The 16,390-nt window shown below is 74.4% G+C and carries 14 protein-coding genes; 5 read left to right on the forward strand and 9 right to left on the reverse strand.

Annotated features, from left to right (window positions below; all coding sequences use genetic code 11):
- Together BX266_RS11340 and BX266_RS11345 are read right to left on the reverse strand one after the other, a co-directional pair.
- Window positions 1-1,278, reverse strand: coding sequence for a deoxyguanosinetriphosphate triphosphohydrolase (locus BX266_RS11340; protein WP_099899019.1), 1,278 nt, complete (start codon window positions 1,276-1,278; stop codon window positions 1-3).
- 36 nt (window positions 1,279-1,314) lie between these two features.
- Window positions 1,315-1,671, reverse strand: a complete 357-nt coding sequence (locus BX266_RS11345; protein ID WP_099899021.1) for a hypothetical protein — start codon at window positions 1,669-1,671, stop codon at window positions 1,315-1,317.
- Between the two features lie 162 nt (window positions 1,672-1,833).
- On the opposite strand from BX266_RS11345, the gene BX266_RS11350 reads away from it, so the two are divergent.
- Window positions 1,834-2,454 carry a transcriptional regulator gene (locus tag BX266_RS11350; RefSeq protein WP_099899023.1) on the forward strand — a complete coding sequence of 207 codons (621 nt, stop codon included), beginning with the start codon at window positions 1,834-1,836 and terminating at the stop codon, window positions 2,452-2,454.
- On the forward strand, window positions 2,451-3,815 hold the full coding sequence (locus BX266_RS11355) for an MFS transporter (RefSeq protein WP_259464654.1): 1,365 nt from the start codon (window positions 2,451-2,453) through the stop codon (window positions 3,813-3,815). Before BX266_RS11350 ends, BX266_RS11355 begins: the two co-directional genes overlap by 4 nt.
- 139 nt (window positions 3,816-3,954) lie before the next feature.
- Here the strand turns inward: BX266_RS11355 and BX266_RS11360 are convergent, their stop codons facing one another.
- Together BX266_RS11360 and BX266_RS11365 are read right to left on the reverse strand one after the other, a co-directional pair.
- Window positions 3,955-4,707 carry a sirohydrochlorin chelatase gene (locus BX266_RS11360; protein ID WP_099899025.1) on the reverse strand — a complete coding sequence of 251 codons (753 nt, stop codon included), beginning with the start codon at window positions 4,705-4,707 and terminating at the stop codon, window positions 3,955-3,957.
- Between the two features lie 157 nt (window positions 4,708-4,864).
- Window positions 4,865-7,714, reverse strand: a complete 2,850-nt coding sequence (locus BX266_RS11365; protein ID WP_143686907.1) for a hypothetical protein — start codon at window positions 7,712-7,714, stop codon at window positions 4,865-4,867.
- 509 nt (window positions 7,715-8,223) lie between these two features.
- Between BX266_RS11365 and nirB the strand changes: the two genes are divergently transcribed.
- Both nirB and nirD read left to right on the forward strand, forming a co-directional pair.
- Complete coding sequence (gene nirB / locus BX266_RS11370) at window positions 8,224-10,851, forward strand: nitrite reductase large subunit NirB (RefSeq protein ID WP_099899029.1); 2,628 nt, start codon at window positions 8,224-8,226, stop codon at window positions 10,849-10,851.
- A complete protein-coding gene (gene nirD / locus BX266_RS11375) occupies window positions 10,848-11,195 on the forward strand; it encodes a nitrite reductase small subunit NirD (protein ID WP_099899031.1) in 348 nt (115 codons plus the stop codon). Before nirB ends, nirD begins: the two co-directional genes overlap by 4 nt.
- Before the next feature lie 112 nt (window positions 11,196-11,307).
- On the opposite strand, the gene BX266_RS11380 is transcribed toward nirD, so the two are convergent.
- The gene (locus BX266_RS11380) at window positions 11,308-12,243 is read right to left on the reverse strand and encodes an SGNH/GDSL hydrolase family protein (RefSeq protein WP_099899033.1); all 936 of its coding nucleotides are present in this window, start codon (window positions 12,241-12,243) and stop codon (window positions 11,308-11,310) included.
- Window positions 12,244-13,185, reverse strand: a complete 942-nt coding sequence (locus tag BX266_RS11385) for a PAC2 family protein (RefSeq protein ID WP_099899035.1) — start codon at window positions 13,183-13,185, stop codon at window positions 12,244-12,246.
- Between the two features lie 650 nt (window positions 13,186-13,835).
- Here BX266_RS11385 and BX266_RS11390 point away from each other — a divergent pair.
- Window positions 13,836-14,591, forward strand: coding sequence for a GNAT family N-acetyltransferase (locus tag BX266_RS11390; RefSeq protein WP_099899037.1), 756 nt, complete (start codon window positions 13,836-13,838; stop codon window positions 14,589-14,591).
- 214 nt (window positions 14,592-14,805) lie between these two features.
- Here BX266_RS11390 and BX266_RS11395 read toward each other — a convergent pair whose 3' ends face one another.
- From BX266_RS11395 to BX266_RS11405, 3 genes are all read right to left on the reverse strand, one after another.
- Window positions 14,806-15,120 (reverse strand): transcriptional regulator, encoded by a 315-nt coding sequence (locus tag BX266_RS11395; protein WP_099899039.1) that lies wholly within the window; start codon window positions 15,118-15,120, stop codon window positions 14,806-14,808.
- Window positions 15,121-15,130: 10 nt separating this feature from the next.
- The gene (locus tag BX266_RS38520; RefSeq protein WP_180290457.1) at window positions 15,131-15,643 is read right to left on the reverse strand and encodes a hypothetical protein; all 513 of its coding nucleotides are present in this window, start codon (window positions 15,641-15,643) and stop codon (window positions 15,131-15,133) included.
- Between the two features lie 129 nt (window positions 15,644-15,772).
- Window positions 15,773-16,279 carry a ribonuclease gene (locus BX266_RS11405; RefSeq protein WP_099899041.1) on the reverse strand — a complete coding sequence of 169 codons (507 nt, stop codon included), beginning with the start codon at window positions 16,277-16,279 and terminating at the stop codon, window positions 15,773-15,775.
- Between the last annotated feature and the right edge of the window lie 111 nt (window positions 16,280-16,390).

A 16,390-nucleotide genomic window follows, 5' to 3' on the forward strand; every position in this document is an offset into this window, starting at 1 on the left:
CTACCGGGTGACCAGCTTGGCGTGCAGGGCGAGCGCGGAGGCGTCGGTGAGGGTGGCGATCCGGTCGATCACGGTGCGCAGCGCGGCCCGGTCGTCCTCGGCCTCCTCGTACTGCGCGGCGAACACCCCGTCCAGCCCGTGCGGGGCGTCGCGCAGCAGGGCGTCGGCCAGCTCGGCGATCACGATCCGCTGCCGGGAGCGGAGTTGGGCCTGCTCGTCGCGCTGCATCACGTACCGCACCGCGACGGCCTTGAGGACCGCGCACTCCAGCCGGACTCCGCGCGGGACGACCAGCTCGGCGGCGTAGCGGGTCAGCGGGCCGGGGCCGTAGCGGGCCCGGGTGGCCTGCTCGGCGGCCAGGCAGAACCGGCCGATCAGCTGGCTGGTGAAGTCCTTCAGGCCGGCCCGGGCGCGGGCGGTGCCGTCGTAGCCGGACGGCCACCACTCCTCGGCCTGCAGCCGGTCCAGCGCCTCGCCGAACTCCTCCGGCTCGGCCTCGGCCGCGAACCGCTCGGCGGTCTTGAACAGTTCGGCGCGCTCCTCCGGGGAGCGCAGCGCGGCCGGGTCGATGTGGCCGGCCTGCAGCCCGTCCTCCACGTCGTGGGTGGAGTAGGCGACGTCGTCCGACCAGTCCATCACGGTGGCCTCGAAGCACCTGCGGCCGTCCGGCGCGCCCGTGCGCAGCCAGCGGAAGACCGGCAGGTCGTCCCCGTACACGCCGTACTTGGTGGAGCCCGGTTCGGTGGGGTGGCCGCCGCGCGCCCACGGGTACTTGGTCGCGGCGTCCAGCGCGGCGCGGGTCAGGTTGAGGCCGACGCTGCGGCCGGGCCACGGGGCCAGCCGGACCTCGGGCTCGGTCAGCGGGGCGAAGCGCTTGGGCTCCAGCCTGGTCAGGATGCGCAGCGACTGCGCGTTCCCCTCGAAGCCGCCGCACGCCTCGGCGGCCTGGTCGAGCGCCTCCTCGCCGGTGTGGCCGAACGGCGGGTGGCCGATGTCGTGGGCCAGGCAGGCGGTCTCCACCAGATCCGGATCGCAGCCGAGCGCCGCGCCCAGCTCCCGCCCGACCTGCGCGCACTCCAGCGAGTGCGTGAGCCGGGTGCGCGGGAAGTCGCTGCGCATCGGCGCGACCACCTGGGTCGTCCCGGCCAGACGGCGCAGCGCTGCGGAGTGCAGCACCCGGGCGCGGTCGCGTTGGAAGGCGGTGCGGCCTGGCCGCTTGTCGGGCTCGGGCACCCAGCGCGCCTCGGACGGCGGATCGTACGGAGCGGTGGTCTTCATATACCAATCACCGTACGCCCGGTGACGGACATTCGGTCATGCGCCGCGCGAACCCGGGGCGGCGAGCAGACGGCGCCAGCGCGGCTGTTCGGTCACCAGGCAGGCCGCGGCGAGCACGCAGGTGAGCACCGCCGCCCAGGTCGGCCAGGCGTAGCGGGCGGCGACCACGGCGGCGGCGAGCTGCATCAGCACCAGGCCGACGGTGGCCCAGCCCGGCACCGCCACCAGCACCTGCTTCTTGTCGCCCGGGGTGGCGAACACCGTGGGCAGGCCGATCAGCAGCAGGTCGGCGAGGACCGCCAACGCGATCGAGTGCGGGGCGAGCGCCCAGGGCGCGGCCACCCAGGCGATCAGTTCGGTGAGGAAGCGCAGGGGATCGGCGAGCCGGGTCATGCGCGGACTCTGCCACAGCGGGGCGGGAGTTGGGGAGGGGTAGCGAAGTTGGGGAGGGGCGGAGGCGGCCGGGGAGAGGCGGAGGTGGGCCGTCCGCATGTTGCAGAGATTTCTCTGCAGAGAAGTCTATGCAGAGGACTCTCTGCATCCTAGTGTGGAGCCATGAACGAGCACCGCCCCGAAGACCCCTCCGCGACCGCTCCCCAGGGCGGCAACCCGCGCCGCAAGCTGGACGCCGGCTCGCTGCGTGGACTCGCCCACCCGCTGCGGATGCGGCTGCTGGACGAACTGCGGCTGAACGGCCCCGCCACCTCCGCGCGGCTCGCCGACCGCACCGGCGAGTCCACCGGCACCATCAGCTGGCACCTGCGGCACCTCGCCGAGCACGGCTTCATCGAGGAGGAGCCCGACCGCGGCACCAAGCGGGAACGCTGGTGGCGCGCCGTGCGCGGCGCGATCGTGCTGAGCGCCACCGACTTCGACCAGGACCCGTCCTCCCGGGCCGCGCTCTCGGTCTTCCAGGCCGAGAACCTGCGCCGGCAGTACCAGCGGGTCGCCGACTCGCTGGCCGCCGAGTGGGAGGGCGACTGGCGCGGCGCCGGCTCCATCACCGACTGGAGCAACCTGCGACTGACGCCCGATCAGCTCCGCGCCCTCAACGAGGAACTGTCCGCCGTCGTCGCCCGCCACACCCCCGACCCGGACGCCGCCACCGACCCGGCCGCGCGGCCGGTCATCGTCCAGATCCAGGCACTGCCCCGAAAGGACCCCGACCGGCCATGACCGTGCCCGCCCCCTCCGCCCGCACCGCCGACCGTCCGGTGAGCGCCTCCGGCCTTCCCTCCGGTCCGACCGTCCGCCGTCGCGCCGCCGGGCTGCTGCGGCGCCACCGCGACTTCCGACTGCTGTGGATCGGCGAGACCGCCAACAAGTACGGCTCCGCCGTCACCGGTCTGGCGCTGCCGCTGATCGCGGTCAGCACCCTGCACTCGAGCACCTTCCAGGTCGGACTGCTCGGCGCCGCGGGCTGGCTGCCCTGGCTGCTGATCGGCCTGCCCGCGGGCGTCTGGGTGGACCGGCTGCGCTGCCGCCCGATCATGCTCACCGCGACCGCGATCTCGCTGGTGCTGTACGCCACCGTCCCGCTGGCCGCGCTCACGGGCGCGCTCACCCTGTGGCACCTGCTGGCCGTCGCGCTGCTCGCCGGCGCCGCCGGCGTGTTCTTCCAGACCGCGTACACCGCCTACCTGCCGCAGCTGCTCGACTCCGCCGACCAGGCCGAGGGCAACGCCAAGCTGCACGGCAGCGCCTCGGCCGCGGGCATCGCCGGACTCGGCAGCGGCGGCCTGATCGCCCAGCTCGCCGGGCCGGTCAACGGGCTGCTCGCCAACACCGCGACCTTCCTGCTGTCGCTCTGGTGCACCGCCCGGATCGGCCACCGCGAGACCGGCCGCGGCGAGCGCCCCCGCCGGGCGCTGCGCCAGGAGATCGGCGAGGGACTGCGACTGCTCGGCTCCGACGTCTGGTTCCGCACCCTCACGCTGTTCGGCGCCGCGTCCAACCTGGTGCTGACGGGATATCAGTCCCTGCTGGTGGTGTTCCTGATCCGCGAGGTCGGCATCGGCGAGGGCACCGTCGGCCTGCTGGTCGCGCTGGCCTCCACCGGCGGCATCGTCGGCGCCGCCGTCGCCCGCCGGGTCGCGGCCCGGCTCGGCACCTCGCGCGCCATGCTGGTGCTGGAACTCGCGCTGCCCGCGCTGGCCGTGCTCATCCCGCTGACCAGCAGTGGCGCCGGACTGGTCTGGTACCTGCTCGGCGGGTTCGGTGCCTCCTGCGGCGTCGTCGCCGGAAACGTCATCAAGGCGACCTTCCAGCAGCGCTACTGCCCGCCGGAGCTGCTCGGCCGGCTCTCCGCCAGCAGCGCGGTGCTCAACTTCGGCTCCATCCCGCTCGGCGCGGTGCTGGCCGGCGTCCTCGGCACCGAGCTCGGCGTCCGGCCCGCGATGTGGCTGATGACCGTCGGCGTGCCGCTGGCCGCCCTGATCCTGTGGTGCTCCCCGATGCGCCGGGTCCGCGACCTGCCCACCGAGCGGCGGACGACGGCCGCCGAGGCCGCCACGGCGGGTGCGCTCGACCCGGTGTGACCTCGTGTCGTGCCGGCGGTGGGCCGCAGGTGATGAGGGCTGGTCAGGTCGGCGGCGGGGCTGTCAGTCCGACGGGCGGTCAGCCGGGGCGGTCAGCCGGCCGGGGTGGCCGACCGGCCAGGGTGGTCAGCCGGGGCGGTCAGCCGGCCAGGCGAACGGTCCGGGAGACGCAGGACTGGTAGCGCTCCAGGACCAGGCGGGCCACCAACGGGTGGTCGCCGAGCGGGGCGGAGGTCAGTGCGCCACCGGCTGCGGCGGCCAGCCTGGCGAAGTCCCCGGGGGCGGTGAAGTACGAGGCGACCGCGACCGCAGAGTGCCCCTCGGCCGTGAACTCGGCCACCTGCGAGGCCACGCTGGGCCCCCCGGCCGCCACGTACCCCGGCCGGACGTCGACGCCCAGGCGGGCGGACAGCAGCGCGGCCTGCGCCTCGGTGTCCCGTGCGGCGTCCGGATCGCGGGAGCCGGAGGCGGCGAGCACCACCGGTTCGCCCCGCCAACCGGCCGACGCCAACCGGTCGACCAGCGCCTCGGTGAGCAGCGGGTCCGGGCCGAGCGGGGCGGCACACTCCCCCGCCAGGTGCGGCGCGGCGGACAGCACCCGGGGGATGTCCGTCTTGCTGTGGTAGCCGCGGCTGAGCAGCAGCGGCACCAGCACCACCCGGCCGCTCAGCTCGTCCAGCACCTCGGGCAGCAGCGGGTCGTTCAGGCCCAGGTGTCCGAGCCGGATGTCCAACTCCGGTCGGACCAGCCGCAGTCGGGCGTGCAACCGGCCGAGTTCGGCGGCCGCGGCAGGGTCGTGGGAGCCGTGCGCCACCAGCACCAGGGCCGGGCGGCGGGCCGCGTGCAGCACCCGCAGCGGGGCGAGGCGGCCGGGGAGCGAGGTGGTGGTCATAGCGCCAGCCTGCCGGACGGCTGTTTCACCCCGGTTGCCCGGCGGTCACGGGTGGTTTCCCTGCTCTCACAGCCGGCCGCGCGGCGATGAGCGGTAGGGCCGGGGGAACGAAGACGGGAACGCCCCCGCCCGGTTCAACCCGGTCCGACCTGGCCCGTCAACGCTCGGACTGCACCGGACGGTCGGGCTCGGGCGTTGGCTGGGGCTGCCGGGGGACGCGCGGACGGCGGGCCGGCGCCGCCCCGGCCTGGGCGGGCGGAGGTGCGGCGGTTCCGGCGGCCACCCGCTGGGCGGACTGGACGGGCACGGCGGCGTGCCACGGCGCGCCGGGCTGGGCGTCCGGCTCCCAGCCGTGGCGCAGCAGGTCGGCGGCCCCGGCCGATCCGATGGACCGGTCGGAGGCCGCGGACTGCTGAAGGAGCATCAGGGCCTCGCCGTGGGCCAGCGGGTCGCCCGCGTCCGCGGCCCGGCGGTACCACTCCAGGGCGGTGCCGGTCCGCCGGCGGTCGGCGAGCATCCGGGCCGCGGCGAGCAGGGCGTCCCGGTCGCCTTCCGTCGCCGCCCGCCCGTACCAGTCGAGGGCGTCGTCGATCCGGCCACGGCTCTCCAGCATCTCCGCGGCCTCGCGGGCGGCCTGCCGGTCCCCCGTGTCGGCAAGGCACTGCACCCATGCGATCGCCCGGTCGGTGCTCACCGACCCGGACAGCATCCGGGCCGCCTCCCGCAGTCGGTCCGGCTCCGGGCGGTCGGTGGAGCGCAGCAGCAGGTCCGCCTCGAAGTAGCGGCCGGCGTCCTTCAACAGGTCGACCGCGTCCTGGAGCCGTGCCGGGCCGCGCTGCTCGGCGAGCGCCGGCGCGGCGGAACCCGACTGCGACCCGTCGGCGGCGAGGTGACCGGGCGACGGCGCCTGGCGGAGGACCGCCTCGGCGCCGCGGCCCCGGGAGGCCGGGGTCTCCGCCGTCCACCGGTCGAGGTGCCGCGCGAGCGGAGCGGTGGCGGGCAGTGCGTGCCGGTCACCGGCTTCGAAGGCGGCCAGAAGCCAGCCGGCGGACTCCCGGTGGCGGCCGGATTCGCCCAGCAGCCGGCCGAGTTCACGCATCGCGTAGGCGTCGCCGCGGCGGGCGGCGAGTTCGTAGCAGTGCACCGCCCGGTCGGTGTCGCCGTGCCGTTCGAGCAGGTCCGCCGCCTGGAACAGGGCGGTCTCGCTGCCCGCGTCGGCCGCCTTCCGGTACCAGAGCAGCGCCGTCTCCGGGTCGCCGTCGCGCTCGCTCTGCTCGGCGCGTTCCCGCAGGGCCCGGTGGTCGCCGACGTGCGCGTACCAGGGCAGGTTCCCGTACTGGCCGTGCCTGGCCAGCAGGGCGGCGGCCTCGTCCCAGGCGGTCTCGTCGCCGGACGCGGCCGCGCGTTCGTACCAGGCGGCGGCCTGGTCGATCCGGCCGGCCGACTCCAGCATCCGGGCAGCCTCGTGCGCGGCGGCCGCGACGCCCTGTTCCCAGGCCCGTTCGTACCAGGCGGCGGCGCGGTCGATCCGGCCGGCCCCGGCGCAGATCCGGGCGCATTCGGCCGCGGCTGTCGGATGCCCGTCGGCCGCCGCCCGTTCGAACCGGTCCAGGGCCTCCTCTGCCCGGCCGGCTCCGGCCAGCAGCCGCCCGGCCCGGTACCGGGCGGTGGGGTGGCCGGCCCGGGCGGCCTGCTCGAAGCGGACCAGCGCGGGCTCGATCTCGCCGCGCCTGCCGAGGAGTTCGGCGGCCCGGCAGAGCGCCTCGGCGTCGCCGGCCCGACCGGCCCGGTCGTACCAGCCGACGGCCTGCTCGTCCTGTCCGCCGTGTTCCAGCAGTTCCGCTGCGCGCATCGGTGCCTCCGGCACTCCGAGGTCGGCTGCCGCGCCGTACCAGTCGACAGCCTCCGCGGTACGGCCCGCCTCGGCGAGCATGGCAGCCCCCACCGACAGCGCGGCGCGGTCGCCCGCCTCGACGGCCGCGGTGCACAGGCCGATCGCGGTCCGGGTGAGACCGCGGCCCGCCGCGGCCCTGGCGAGCGCGGCCCGGTCGTCGGGGTGCGCGTGCCTGGTGAGGCAGTCCCACAGTCCGGGCGGGACCGGGCGGCTCTCCCGTTCCGGCCCCAACTGCCGCACCAGCGACTCGGCCAGCCGCACCCGGTGCCCGTCCGCCGCGCCTGCTGCCGGCCCGGCGACGCCTCCGGTCGGTCCGGGCGCGGCCTGCTCCGCCGGTCCGCCCGCCGGGCCCTCGACCGTCAGCAGCGCGCCCGTGCCGGGCACCGCCTTCCGCAGGTACACCATGGCCGCGGCCACCCACCCCGGTTCGAGGGCGTCGCGCTCACGGTCCGTCAGGTAGAGCGGAGCGGCGGCGGCCAGCAGGACCGCGGGCAACTCCGGGCGGTGGCCCAGGCGGAGCGCGTCCAGCGCGGCGTCCAGCACTGCCCCGGCCGCCGGGGGCGCCGACCGGTAACGGCTCACCAGCCGCAGGCCGGCGGGCGCGGGCCCGCCGGCCGGGCGACGCGGCCCGGTCACCGGCGGGCGTCGGGCGGAGGAAGGCGGTGTCGCCCGGTGCTCGCCGGGGCGCTCGGCGCCGCGGGGCCGGTCGGATGTCGGGCTGTCGGCCTTCGACCCGTCGAAGGCCGGGGCGCGGTGGGAGTCCGCACCCGCCGGCCGTGGGCCCTCGGACTGTGCGCCGTCGGACCGTGGGCTCTCGGACCGTGCGCGATCGGCTTCCATGAGGGCGGACCAGTAGGGGGCCTGACGGACCGGCCGGCCTGCGGCGCGGGCCAACTCCCCGGCCACCGCAGTGAGTCGGTCCAGTTCGCGGGGCACCGAGCGACCCGACAGCCAGCCGTTCAGGGTGGACGGGCCGATGCCGCCCAGCCGGGCGAGGCGCTTCTGGGTGACCGTCCGCCCGCCGACCCGGCGGGCCGCCTCCCAGAGCGGGAGCAACTCGCGCAGCACCGCCGAGTGGGCCGCCCGTCCCCTCACCCGTACGTCTGCTGCCATCGCCAGCTCCCCGGCCGGACCCGGATCGGATCTTCGAATCCGCTCCCCTTCGTGCAGAGTACGCACTCCCGCACCGCGTCGTACCGACTTCTCCGCGAATCGCGTTTCGGATCGGCGGTCCTGCCGCCGCGCACGCTCATCACCTGCTATGGGGCCCGATCGAGCCGCCTCCCGAGCGCGGCGAACGTTCTCTCGCCCATGGCTCTCCCGTTCGGGTCGCGGTCGAAGCGGTGCGCGGACACCTCTCACAGCGGCGGTCGAGCGCCGATGAGGTCGAAGTTCCGGCGGTGAAACAGCGCGGCACCGGTCGAGAAACACCCTCCGACCATGCTCGGTGCCACGACAGCGACCGGCTGCGGGCGAGCAACCGCCCACCCGGTCGGGGCCTCCGGCGGGACCGGAGGAGCGCTGTCCCACCACCGGACCGATCGCGGTCCGGTCGACGCCCCGGTCAGCCCGCCAGCTCCAGTTGCCCACCACCCGGAGCGCGACCTCGGAGGGACTTCCCGATGACCACCACCAAGCCCACACTGCTCCTGGTCGGCTACGGCATGGTCGGCCACCGCTTCCTGGAAGCCCTGGCCGACTCCGGTGCCGCCGCCCGCTACCGGGTCGTCGTGCTCGCCGAGGAACCCCGACCCGCCTACGACCGGGTCGGCCTGACCTCCTACTTCGCCGGCAAGACCCCCGAGGACCTGCTGCTCGCGGAGGACGGCTTCACCGATCGGCACGGGTTCGAGGTGCACCTCTCCTCCCCCGCCGTCTCACTCGACCCGGCGGCCCGGACCGTCACCACGGCCGCCGGGCACACCGTCCCCTACGACACCCTGGTGCTGGCCACCGGCTCGTACCCGTTCGTCCCGCCGGTGGACGGCCGGGACGCCGAGGGGTGCTTCGTCTACCGCACCATCGAGGACCTCCAGGCGATCGAGTCCTACTCGGCCGGGGCCCGGGTGGGCGCGGTGGTCGGCGGCGGCCTGCTCGGGCTGGAGGCCGCGGGCGCGCTGAAGGGCCTCGGCCTGGAGACCCACGTGGTGGAGTTCGCGCCGCGCCTGATGCCCGTTCAGGTCGACGACGCCGGTGGCGCGGCGCTGCGGCGGACCATCGAGTCGATGGGCGTCGTCGTCCACACCGGGATCGGCACCAAGTCGATCACCGTCGCCGATGGCCGCGCCGTCGGCATGTCCTTCACCGACGACTCGGAGCTGGCCACCGACCTGGTGGTGTTCTCCGCCGGTGTCCGCCCCCGCGACCAGCTGGCCCGGGAGGCCGGTCTGACGGTCGGTGAGCGCGGCGGCATCGCGGTGGACGAACTCTGCCGCACCTCGGACCAGCACATCTACGCCATCGGCGAGTGCGCCCTCGCGGTGGACGGCCGGGTCTACGGCCTGGTCGCCCCCGGCTACGAGATGGCCGTCTCGGTGGCCCAGCAGCTGGCCGAGCAGGCCGCTCAGCCCTTCACCGGTGCGGACCTCTCCACCAAGCTGAAGCTCCTCGGGGTGGACGTCGCCAGCTTCGGCGACGCCTTCGGCACCACGCCCGGCTCGCTCGACGTGGTGTACTCCGACTCCCGCTCCGGCGTCTACAAGAAGCTGGTGGTCACCGGGGAGGGCGCGCTGCTCGGCGGCATCCTGGTCGGCGACGCCTCGGCGTACGCCACGCTGCGGCCGCTGGCGGGCACCGGGAACCCGCTGCCCGTCCCCGCCGAGTCCCTGGTGCTGCCGGCCGGGGTGGACTCGGCGGTCTCGCTGGGCAGTTCGGCGCTGCCGGACGACGCGGTGATCTGCAGCTGCAACAACGTCACCAAGGGCACCATCCGGGCGGCCGTCACCGACCACCAGTGCACCACCGTCCCCGAGGTGAAGAAATGCACCCGGGCCGGCACCAACTGCGGCTCCTGCGTGAAGCTGGTCGGCACCATCGTCGCCGACGAGCTGGAGGCGAGCGGCGTCGAGGTCGACAAGGGCCTGTGCCCGTGCTTCGCCCACACCCGCGCCGAGCTCTACGAGATCGTCCTGGTCAAGCGGGTCTCCACGCACCGTCAGCTGCTCGCCGAGCACGGCCGGGTGGCCGCCGGCGCCGAGGGCTGCGAGGTCTGCAAGCCGACGGTCGCGTCGATCATCGCCTCGCTGGCCCCCGAACTGGACGCCTCCGGGCACATCCTGGACGGCGAGCAGGGCGCCCTGCAGGACACCAACGACCACTTCCTGGCGAACCTGCAGAAGAACGGCTCCTACTCGGTGGTGCCGCGCATCCCCGGTGGCGAGATCACCCCGGACAAGCTGATCGTGATCGGCGAGGTGGCCAAGGAGTTCGGCCTCTACACCAAGATCACCGGCGGTCAGCGGATCGACCTGTTCGGCGCCAGCGTGGACCAGCTGCCGATGGTCTGGAGCCGGCTGGTCGCGGCGGGCTTCGAGTCCGGCCACGCGTACGGCAAGTCCCTGCGGACCGTGAAGTCCTGCGTCGGATCGACCTGGTGCCGGTACGGCGTGCAGGACTCGGTCGCCATGGCGATCCAGCTCGAACTGCGCTACCGGGGCCTGCGCTCGCCGCACAAGCTCAAGTCCGCGGTCTCCGGCTGCGCCCGCGAGTGCGCCGAGGCCCGCGGCAAGGACTTCGGCGTCATCGCCACCACCAACGGCTGGAACCTGTACGTCGGCGGCAACGGCGGCGCCACGCCCCGGCACGCCGACCTGCTCGCCCAGGACCTGGACGACGAGCAGCTGATCCGCCTGATCGACCGGTTCCTGATGTTCTACATCCGCACCGCCGACCGGCTGGAGCGCACCTCCACCTGGCTGGAGCGGATCGAGGGCGGCCTGGACCACGTCCGCGAGGTGGTGGTGGAGGACTCCCTCGGCATCGCGGACGAGCTGGAGTCCCTGATGGCACGTCACATCGGCGAATACCAGGACGAGTGGGCGGCGACCCTCGCCGACCCCGACCGGATGCGCCGCTTCGTCTCCTTCGTCAACGCGCCCGGCGTCCCCGACCCGAGCATCCAGTTCGTGCCCGAGCGCGACCAGGTCAAGCCCGACCTGGTGCTGCTGGCCACCGAGGAGCAGCTGCTCGCCGCCCTCGACCCCGACAACGCCCCGTTCCCGGCCGCCCGACTCCTGGAGGAAGCCCGATGACCATCACCGCATCTGCCACCCGGGTCGAACTGTTCTCCGGCCCCGGCTGGTCCCCGGTCTGCGACTGGGACCTGCTGGTCCCCGGCCGCGGTGTCGCCGTCCTGCTGCCCGACGGCCGCCAGGTCGCCGTGTTCCGCGACGGGAACGACCGCCTGTACGCCACCGACAACCGCGACCCGTTCACCGGGGCGTACGTCCTGTCCCGCGGTCTGCTCGGCTCCACCGCCGACGGCCGGGTCTACGTCGCCTCGCCGCTGCTCAAGCAGCGCTTCGACCTGGTCACCGGGGAGTGCCTGGACGACGAGACCGTCCGGATCGCCGTGCACGCCGCCCGTTCCGTCTGACCGGTCCATCCGACCCCGTCCGTCCGATCCGCCCCGTCCGGCGGCGAGCCCGACCGCTCGCCGCTGCCCATCGGCCCCGCCGCCCCGTCCTCCCGCAGACGGGGCGGCGGGGTCAGTGCTGCCCGAGCGCTGCCAGCACCACCGCTGCCATGCCCTGTTCCCCGCGGGCGTTCGGGTGGATGGGCGCCAGACCCGGTGCGGCGCCCAGGGGTTCGATCCAGCGCTCGCCCTCGCCGGCGCACATGTCGTGGCCGTCGAAGGCCGCGTAGGTGTCCACGAAGGCCACGCCCGCGGTCTCGGCCCGCTGCCGGAGCATCGCGTTCAGCTGCTGCTCCTGCTGCGCGACGAAGCCCACGTCGGCGGTCGCGATGCCGTCGCCAAGCGTCTCGGCGCAGCGGGTCGGATCCTGCGGCAGCAGGGCCGGGTAGCCGACCAGCAGGACCCGGGCCTGCGGTGCCCGCTGCTTGATCTGCTCCAGCGCGGAGCCGAGCCGCGCCCCGGCGGCGTCGAGCTTCCGCTGGACCTCACCCCGCCCCGTCCCGGTGGTGTAGTACGACCGGCAGGGTGCCTCGCTGCTCTGACCGCTGAAGCTGTTCCGGAGGTTCTCGATCGCGCAGCGGCCCAGGACGTCCATGAACCCGGCGTCGTTGCCGCCGATGCCGACCGTCACCAGCCGGGTGCTCGCGCCGATCGCGTCGAGCTGCGCCGGGTTCACGCCCTTGTCGGTCTGTTGAGCAGTCGTCAGGTCGCTGGTCCGGGCTCCGCTGCAGCTGACGTCGGTGAAGTCCTTCAGGCCGAGCTGCTGGGCCACCAGCGCCGGGTAGTTGACGCCGGAGCGACCGCAGCCCTGCGGCGATCCGCCCTGGGGCGGGATCCGCAGCCCGGAGGTGTAGGAGTCGCCGAGGGCCACGTACGGCCCGGTGACCGGGGACGCGGACGGGCTCGGCGACACCGAGTCACGGTCGGGGTCGGGTGCGGGCTTCGCTCCGCTGCACCCGGCGAGGCCGACCAGGGCCGCCGCGGTGGCGGCCAGCAGTCGGCGGCGCACCTACTCGGCGCCGCGTTCGTGTTCGGCCAGGAACTCCTCGAAGCGCCGGCCGAGCTCGTCCGCCGACGGGAGGTCGGTGGCCTCGGCGAGCAGGCTCTCGCGGTCGACGGCGCCGGAGACCGCGTCGTACTGACCCTCCATGCCCTGGATCGCGGAGCGCAGTTCGCCGTCCCCGTCGGAGAGCTGGTCCTCGATCTCGGCGTAGACCTCGTTGACCCGGGTGCGCAGCTCACTTCCCGGCAGCACCAGGCCGGTCGCGGACTGGACGGCCTCCAGGATCGCCACCGCCGCGGCCGGGTAGGCCGAGCGCGCGATGTAGTGCGGGACGTGGGCGGCGAAGCCCAGCACGTCGTGCCCGGCCTCGGCGAGCCGGTACTCGACCAGCGCCTGGGCGCTGCCGGGCACCTGGGCCTGGTCGAACCACTTGGGGTGGCCGGCCGCGAGGTCGACGCGGTTGCCGTGCGGGGTGAGACCGACCGGACGGGTGTGCGGGACCCCCATCGGGATGCCGTGGAAGGAGACCCCCAGCCGGACCTCGAACCGCTCCACCAGGTCTGCGACGGCCGCCGCGAACAGCTCCCACTCGGTGTCCGGCTCGGGGCCGGTGAGCACCAGGAAGGGCGCGCCCACCGAATCGCGCACCAGTTGGAGCAGGATCTCCGGCGGCTCGTAGTCCGTCCAGCTCTCGCGGTCGAAGGTCATCGGGGGGCGCCGGGCCCGGTAGTCGACCAGGCGATCGTGGTCGAAGCGGGCGACGACCTGCGGCGAACCGTGCTCCAGCAGGTGCGCCACGACCTGGCCGCCCGCCTCGCCGGCGTCCATGAAGCCCTCGAAGTGGTACAGCAGCACCAGACCGGCCCCGGCCTCCGCGGCGGCCCGGGCCGCCGCGAGGGCGGTCACACCCTGCGGTTCCAGCTCGTACAGCTCCTTGGGATCACGCACAGCGCACCCAACCCCGTTCCGTCTCGTCGTCTCGGAATGCTTTCGGATCTGCTCTGTCCAGCGTGCGGCGGCTCGCCGACATTCCCACCCTCGCACGAGTCTTCACGCCGTCTCTCGAATCCTCTCACCTCTGGACAAAGCACCTGGTCGTGGGCGTGGCACGCGGCCCGGGCGATACTGTGTGGAGGCGTCTCGGCGTGCCGAAAGGACCCGCGCGCCCTCGCTGGCGCGCCGCGAAGTGACGCACCGCCTTCTGGCGGGTATCGTCCTCTCGCTGCCTCGCATCGTCGCGTCGTCGCGCCACGCCGTCTGTCACGTCGTGGGCCACGCCCCGGTCCGCTGCTCGGCCAGCCACTCATTGCGCACCTTGCCTTCACCTGGCCGCCTGCTTCGCTTCGTGATCTCGTTTCTCTCTCGGCCATCTCGCGGACGCACACTGTCCCGTCGCTCATCTCGCCGGATCGGTCCGTCGACCCGTGTCCGTACCGGCACCGCGCTGCCCGCCTCCGGGCTGCCGTCCCGCCGCACGCCCGAGCCTCTGGCGTAGCGCCCCCGGACGGTCGTTCCCCGGGGCCGGGGCGAACGACCACTGCCCTCGCGCCGCGAACCCGGCACGCGGGCCCCGACGACGCCGAAGGACCGAAGGATCCGTGCCCGTACCCGTCACCCTCTACGGCCGCACCGTGCGGCTGGAGCCCCTCGCCGAGCACCACGCCGCGGCCCTGGCCCAGGCCGGCGCTGAGGACCGTACGACCTACGCCTTCACCCCTGTCCCGCACGGCCTCGAAGCCGCCCGGGACTACGTCGCGCGCGCCCTCGCCGACCAAGCGGCGGGCCGGTCGATGCCGTTCGCCACGGTGAGCACCGCGGACAACCGGGTCGTGGGCTCGACCCGGTTCCTCGAACTGGACTACTGGCAGGGCCCGCTGATCTGGCCGCCCGCGCCCGGCGTGCCGTACGGCGACCCGCTGGAAGCGGTGCCGGACGCCGCCGAGATCGGAAACACCTGGCTGTCCCCGCGGGCCCAGGGCACCGGCATCAACACCGAGGCCAAGCTGCTGATGCTGCGGCACGCCTTCGAGGTGTGGGGTGTGCAGCGGATCTCGCTGCGGGCCGATGCCCGCAACGCCCGCTCCCGGACCGCCATCGAGCGGCTGGGCGCCACCTCCGAGGGGGTGCGCCGGGCGCACTCGCGCGGCCTGGACGGCGTCGTCCGGTCGACCGCGTTCTACTCGATCCTGGACGAGGAGTGGCCCGCCGTCCGGGACATCATCGAGCTGCGGATCGCCAACGCGACCTCGCCCAGCGCGCCGGATCCGGCGCCGCTCAACCAGGAGTGCCTTAGACACGGCAGCTCCCTGGTCGGCGAGCCGGTGATCGGCAGTTCGCTGATCCCGGCCGCCTGAGAAGGCTGATCGGCCGCCGCTCCGGCGGTGGCCGCCCGGTGCCGGGCCGGGGGGGTGTTCGGGTGCCTCAGATGCCCGAACACCCCCCGGCCCGGCCGGTTTCGGGCCCGGGTTACTTCGACGCACTGTCGAGTTTTCAAGGAGCCGGGGCACCACTCGTGGCTCCGCCCTCGTCGGGGCGGCTCTCAGCGGGGCGGGCCTCGTCGAGACGGATCTAGTCGGGGCGGGTGTCCGAGCCGGCCGCCTCCGCGGCGGCGGCCAACTGCTGGAGTGCCGCGAGGTGGGCCGCCAGTGCGGCGCGGCCCTGCGCGGTCGCGGCCAGCCACGTCCGCGGGCGCTTCCCGACGTAGCCCTTGCGGGCCCGCAGGTAGCCGATGGTCTCCAGCCCGGCCGCAGTCTTGCTCAGCACCGAGTCGGAGACCTGGCAGTAGTCGCGGACCACCGAGAACTCGGCCTCCTGGCAGCCGCTGAGGAATGCCAGGACGGTGAGCTTGGTGGGCTGGTGGAGTATCGGGTCGAGACCGTTCACTGTGCGCTGCTCATGCTCTGCTCCTCGCTGCGGCGGTTGAGAGGTGTCGGTTGAAGCGGGCGATGACGACCCAGTGGGCCAGACCGCCGGCGGCGCCCGCCGCCGATATCGCCCAGCCCTGGTCGCCCGTGGCGAGCCAGGCGCCGAGGCCTGCCAGGGCGGCCGCCAGGACGATCGGACCGAGCGTGCGCAGTGCCTGCTCCGAGGCCCCGCCCTCGACCAGGCGGGCGACCCCGCCTGCGCGCACCGCGGCCCGCAGTATCGGCGCGACCAGCAGCACCAGACCGAGCGCGCACAGCGGTATCAGCCACAGCACCTGGTGCTGGTAGCTCTGCCCGATCGCCGCGCCGTAGGCGGCGAAGGCCGCGCCCACGCCCGGCCCGTACCACCACGGCAGCGGGACCGGCCGCGCGGCGGCGGTGCGCGCCCGCCCGGCGAGGGCCAGTGCCTCGGCGGGCGTCAGGCTCGCGCCTGCCTCGGCCCCCGCGGGCCCGCCGCTTGTGAACTGCTTGTCGTCGGCCATGCATACCCCCGAGCGGACGTACCGTCGGATCCGGCCTGCCGCCGGATCAAGTGCTGCCACCATGGCACATACTTTCCGCACTGGAAAGTGATTTTCGACGGACCGTCAGGAGATGGTCGACGGTGCTGCTCAGCAGCGCGGATCGATCTCCTGGAAGGAGGCGTAGTGGTCCGCCGTCCAGTACTGCTCGCCCGCAACGCCGGTGACGACCCGTCGGGTGCCCCGGTCGTCCGATCCCGGCGTGACCACGGTGAACTCGTGGTAGTAGCCGTTGTTCTGGCGCGGCAGCCGGCTCTCCCGGTTCTCGAAGACGATGCCGTCCGAGCGGTACGGGTAGGGGCCGCCCTTGGCGATCAGACCGAGGGTGTCGAGGGCCTGCGCGGGCAGTTTGCTGCGGCAGACGTCCGCCAGGGATCCGCTGACGGGCACCCAGGTGGTCCCGGCGGTGGGCGACTTCGCGGGTGCGGAAGGCTTGGGCGCGCTCGCGGTGCCGCTCCGGGTCGCGGCCGGGGAGGCCGGGGCGGAGGCGGACGTGGCGGCGCTCGGGCTGCCCGAGCCGTCCCCGCAGCCCACCAGGGCGGTCAGCCCCAGGAGTACCAGGGCGGCGAGACTGATCGGGCGGTTTCGGCTGCTCATGGCCCCAGCTTGCCGCACCGGCTCACCCGGACGGCGCAGGGCCACGCGTGCGTCGCGCCGGCCGGAAATGCCGCCAGGGCGGGACCGGACGCCATTGTCCGTTCCCGCCCC

The sequence above is a fragment of the Streptomyces sp. TLI_171 genome (assembly GCF_003610255.1).
Classification (GTDB): Bacteria; Actinomycetota; Actinomycetes; order Streptomycetales; family Streptomycetaceae; genus Kitasatospora.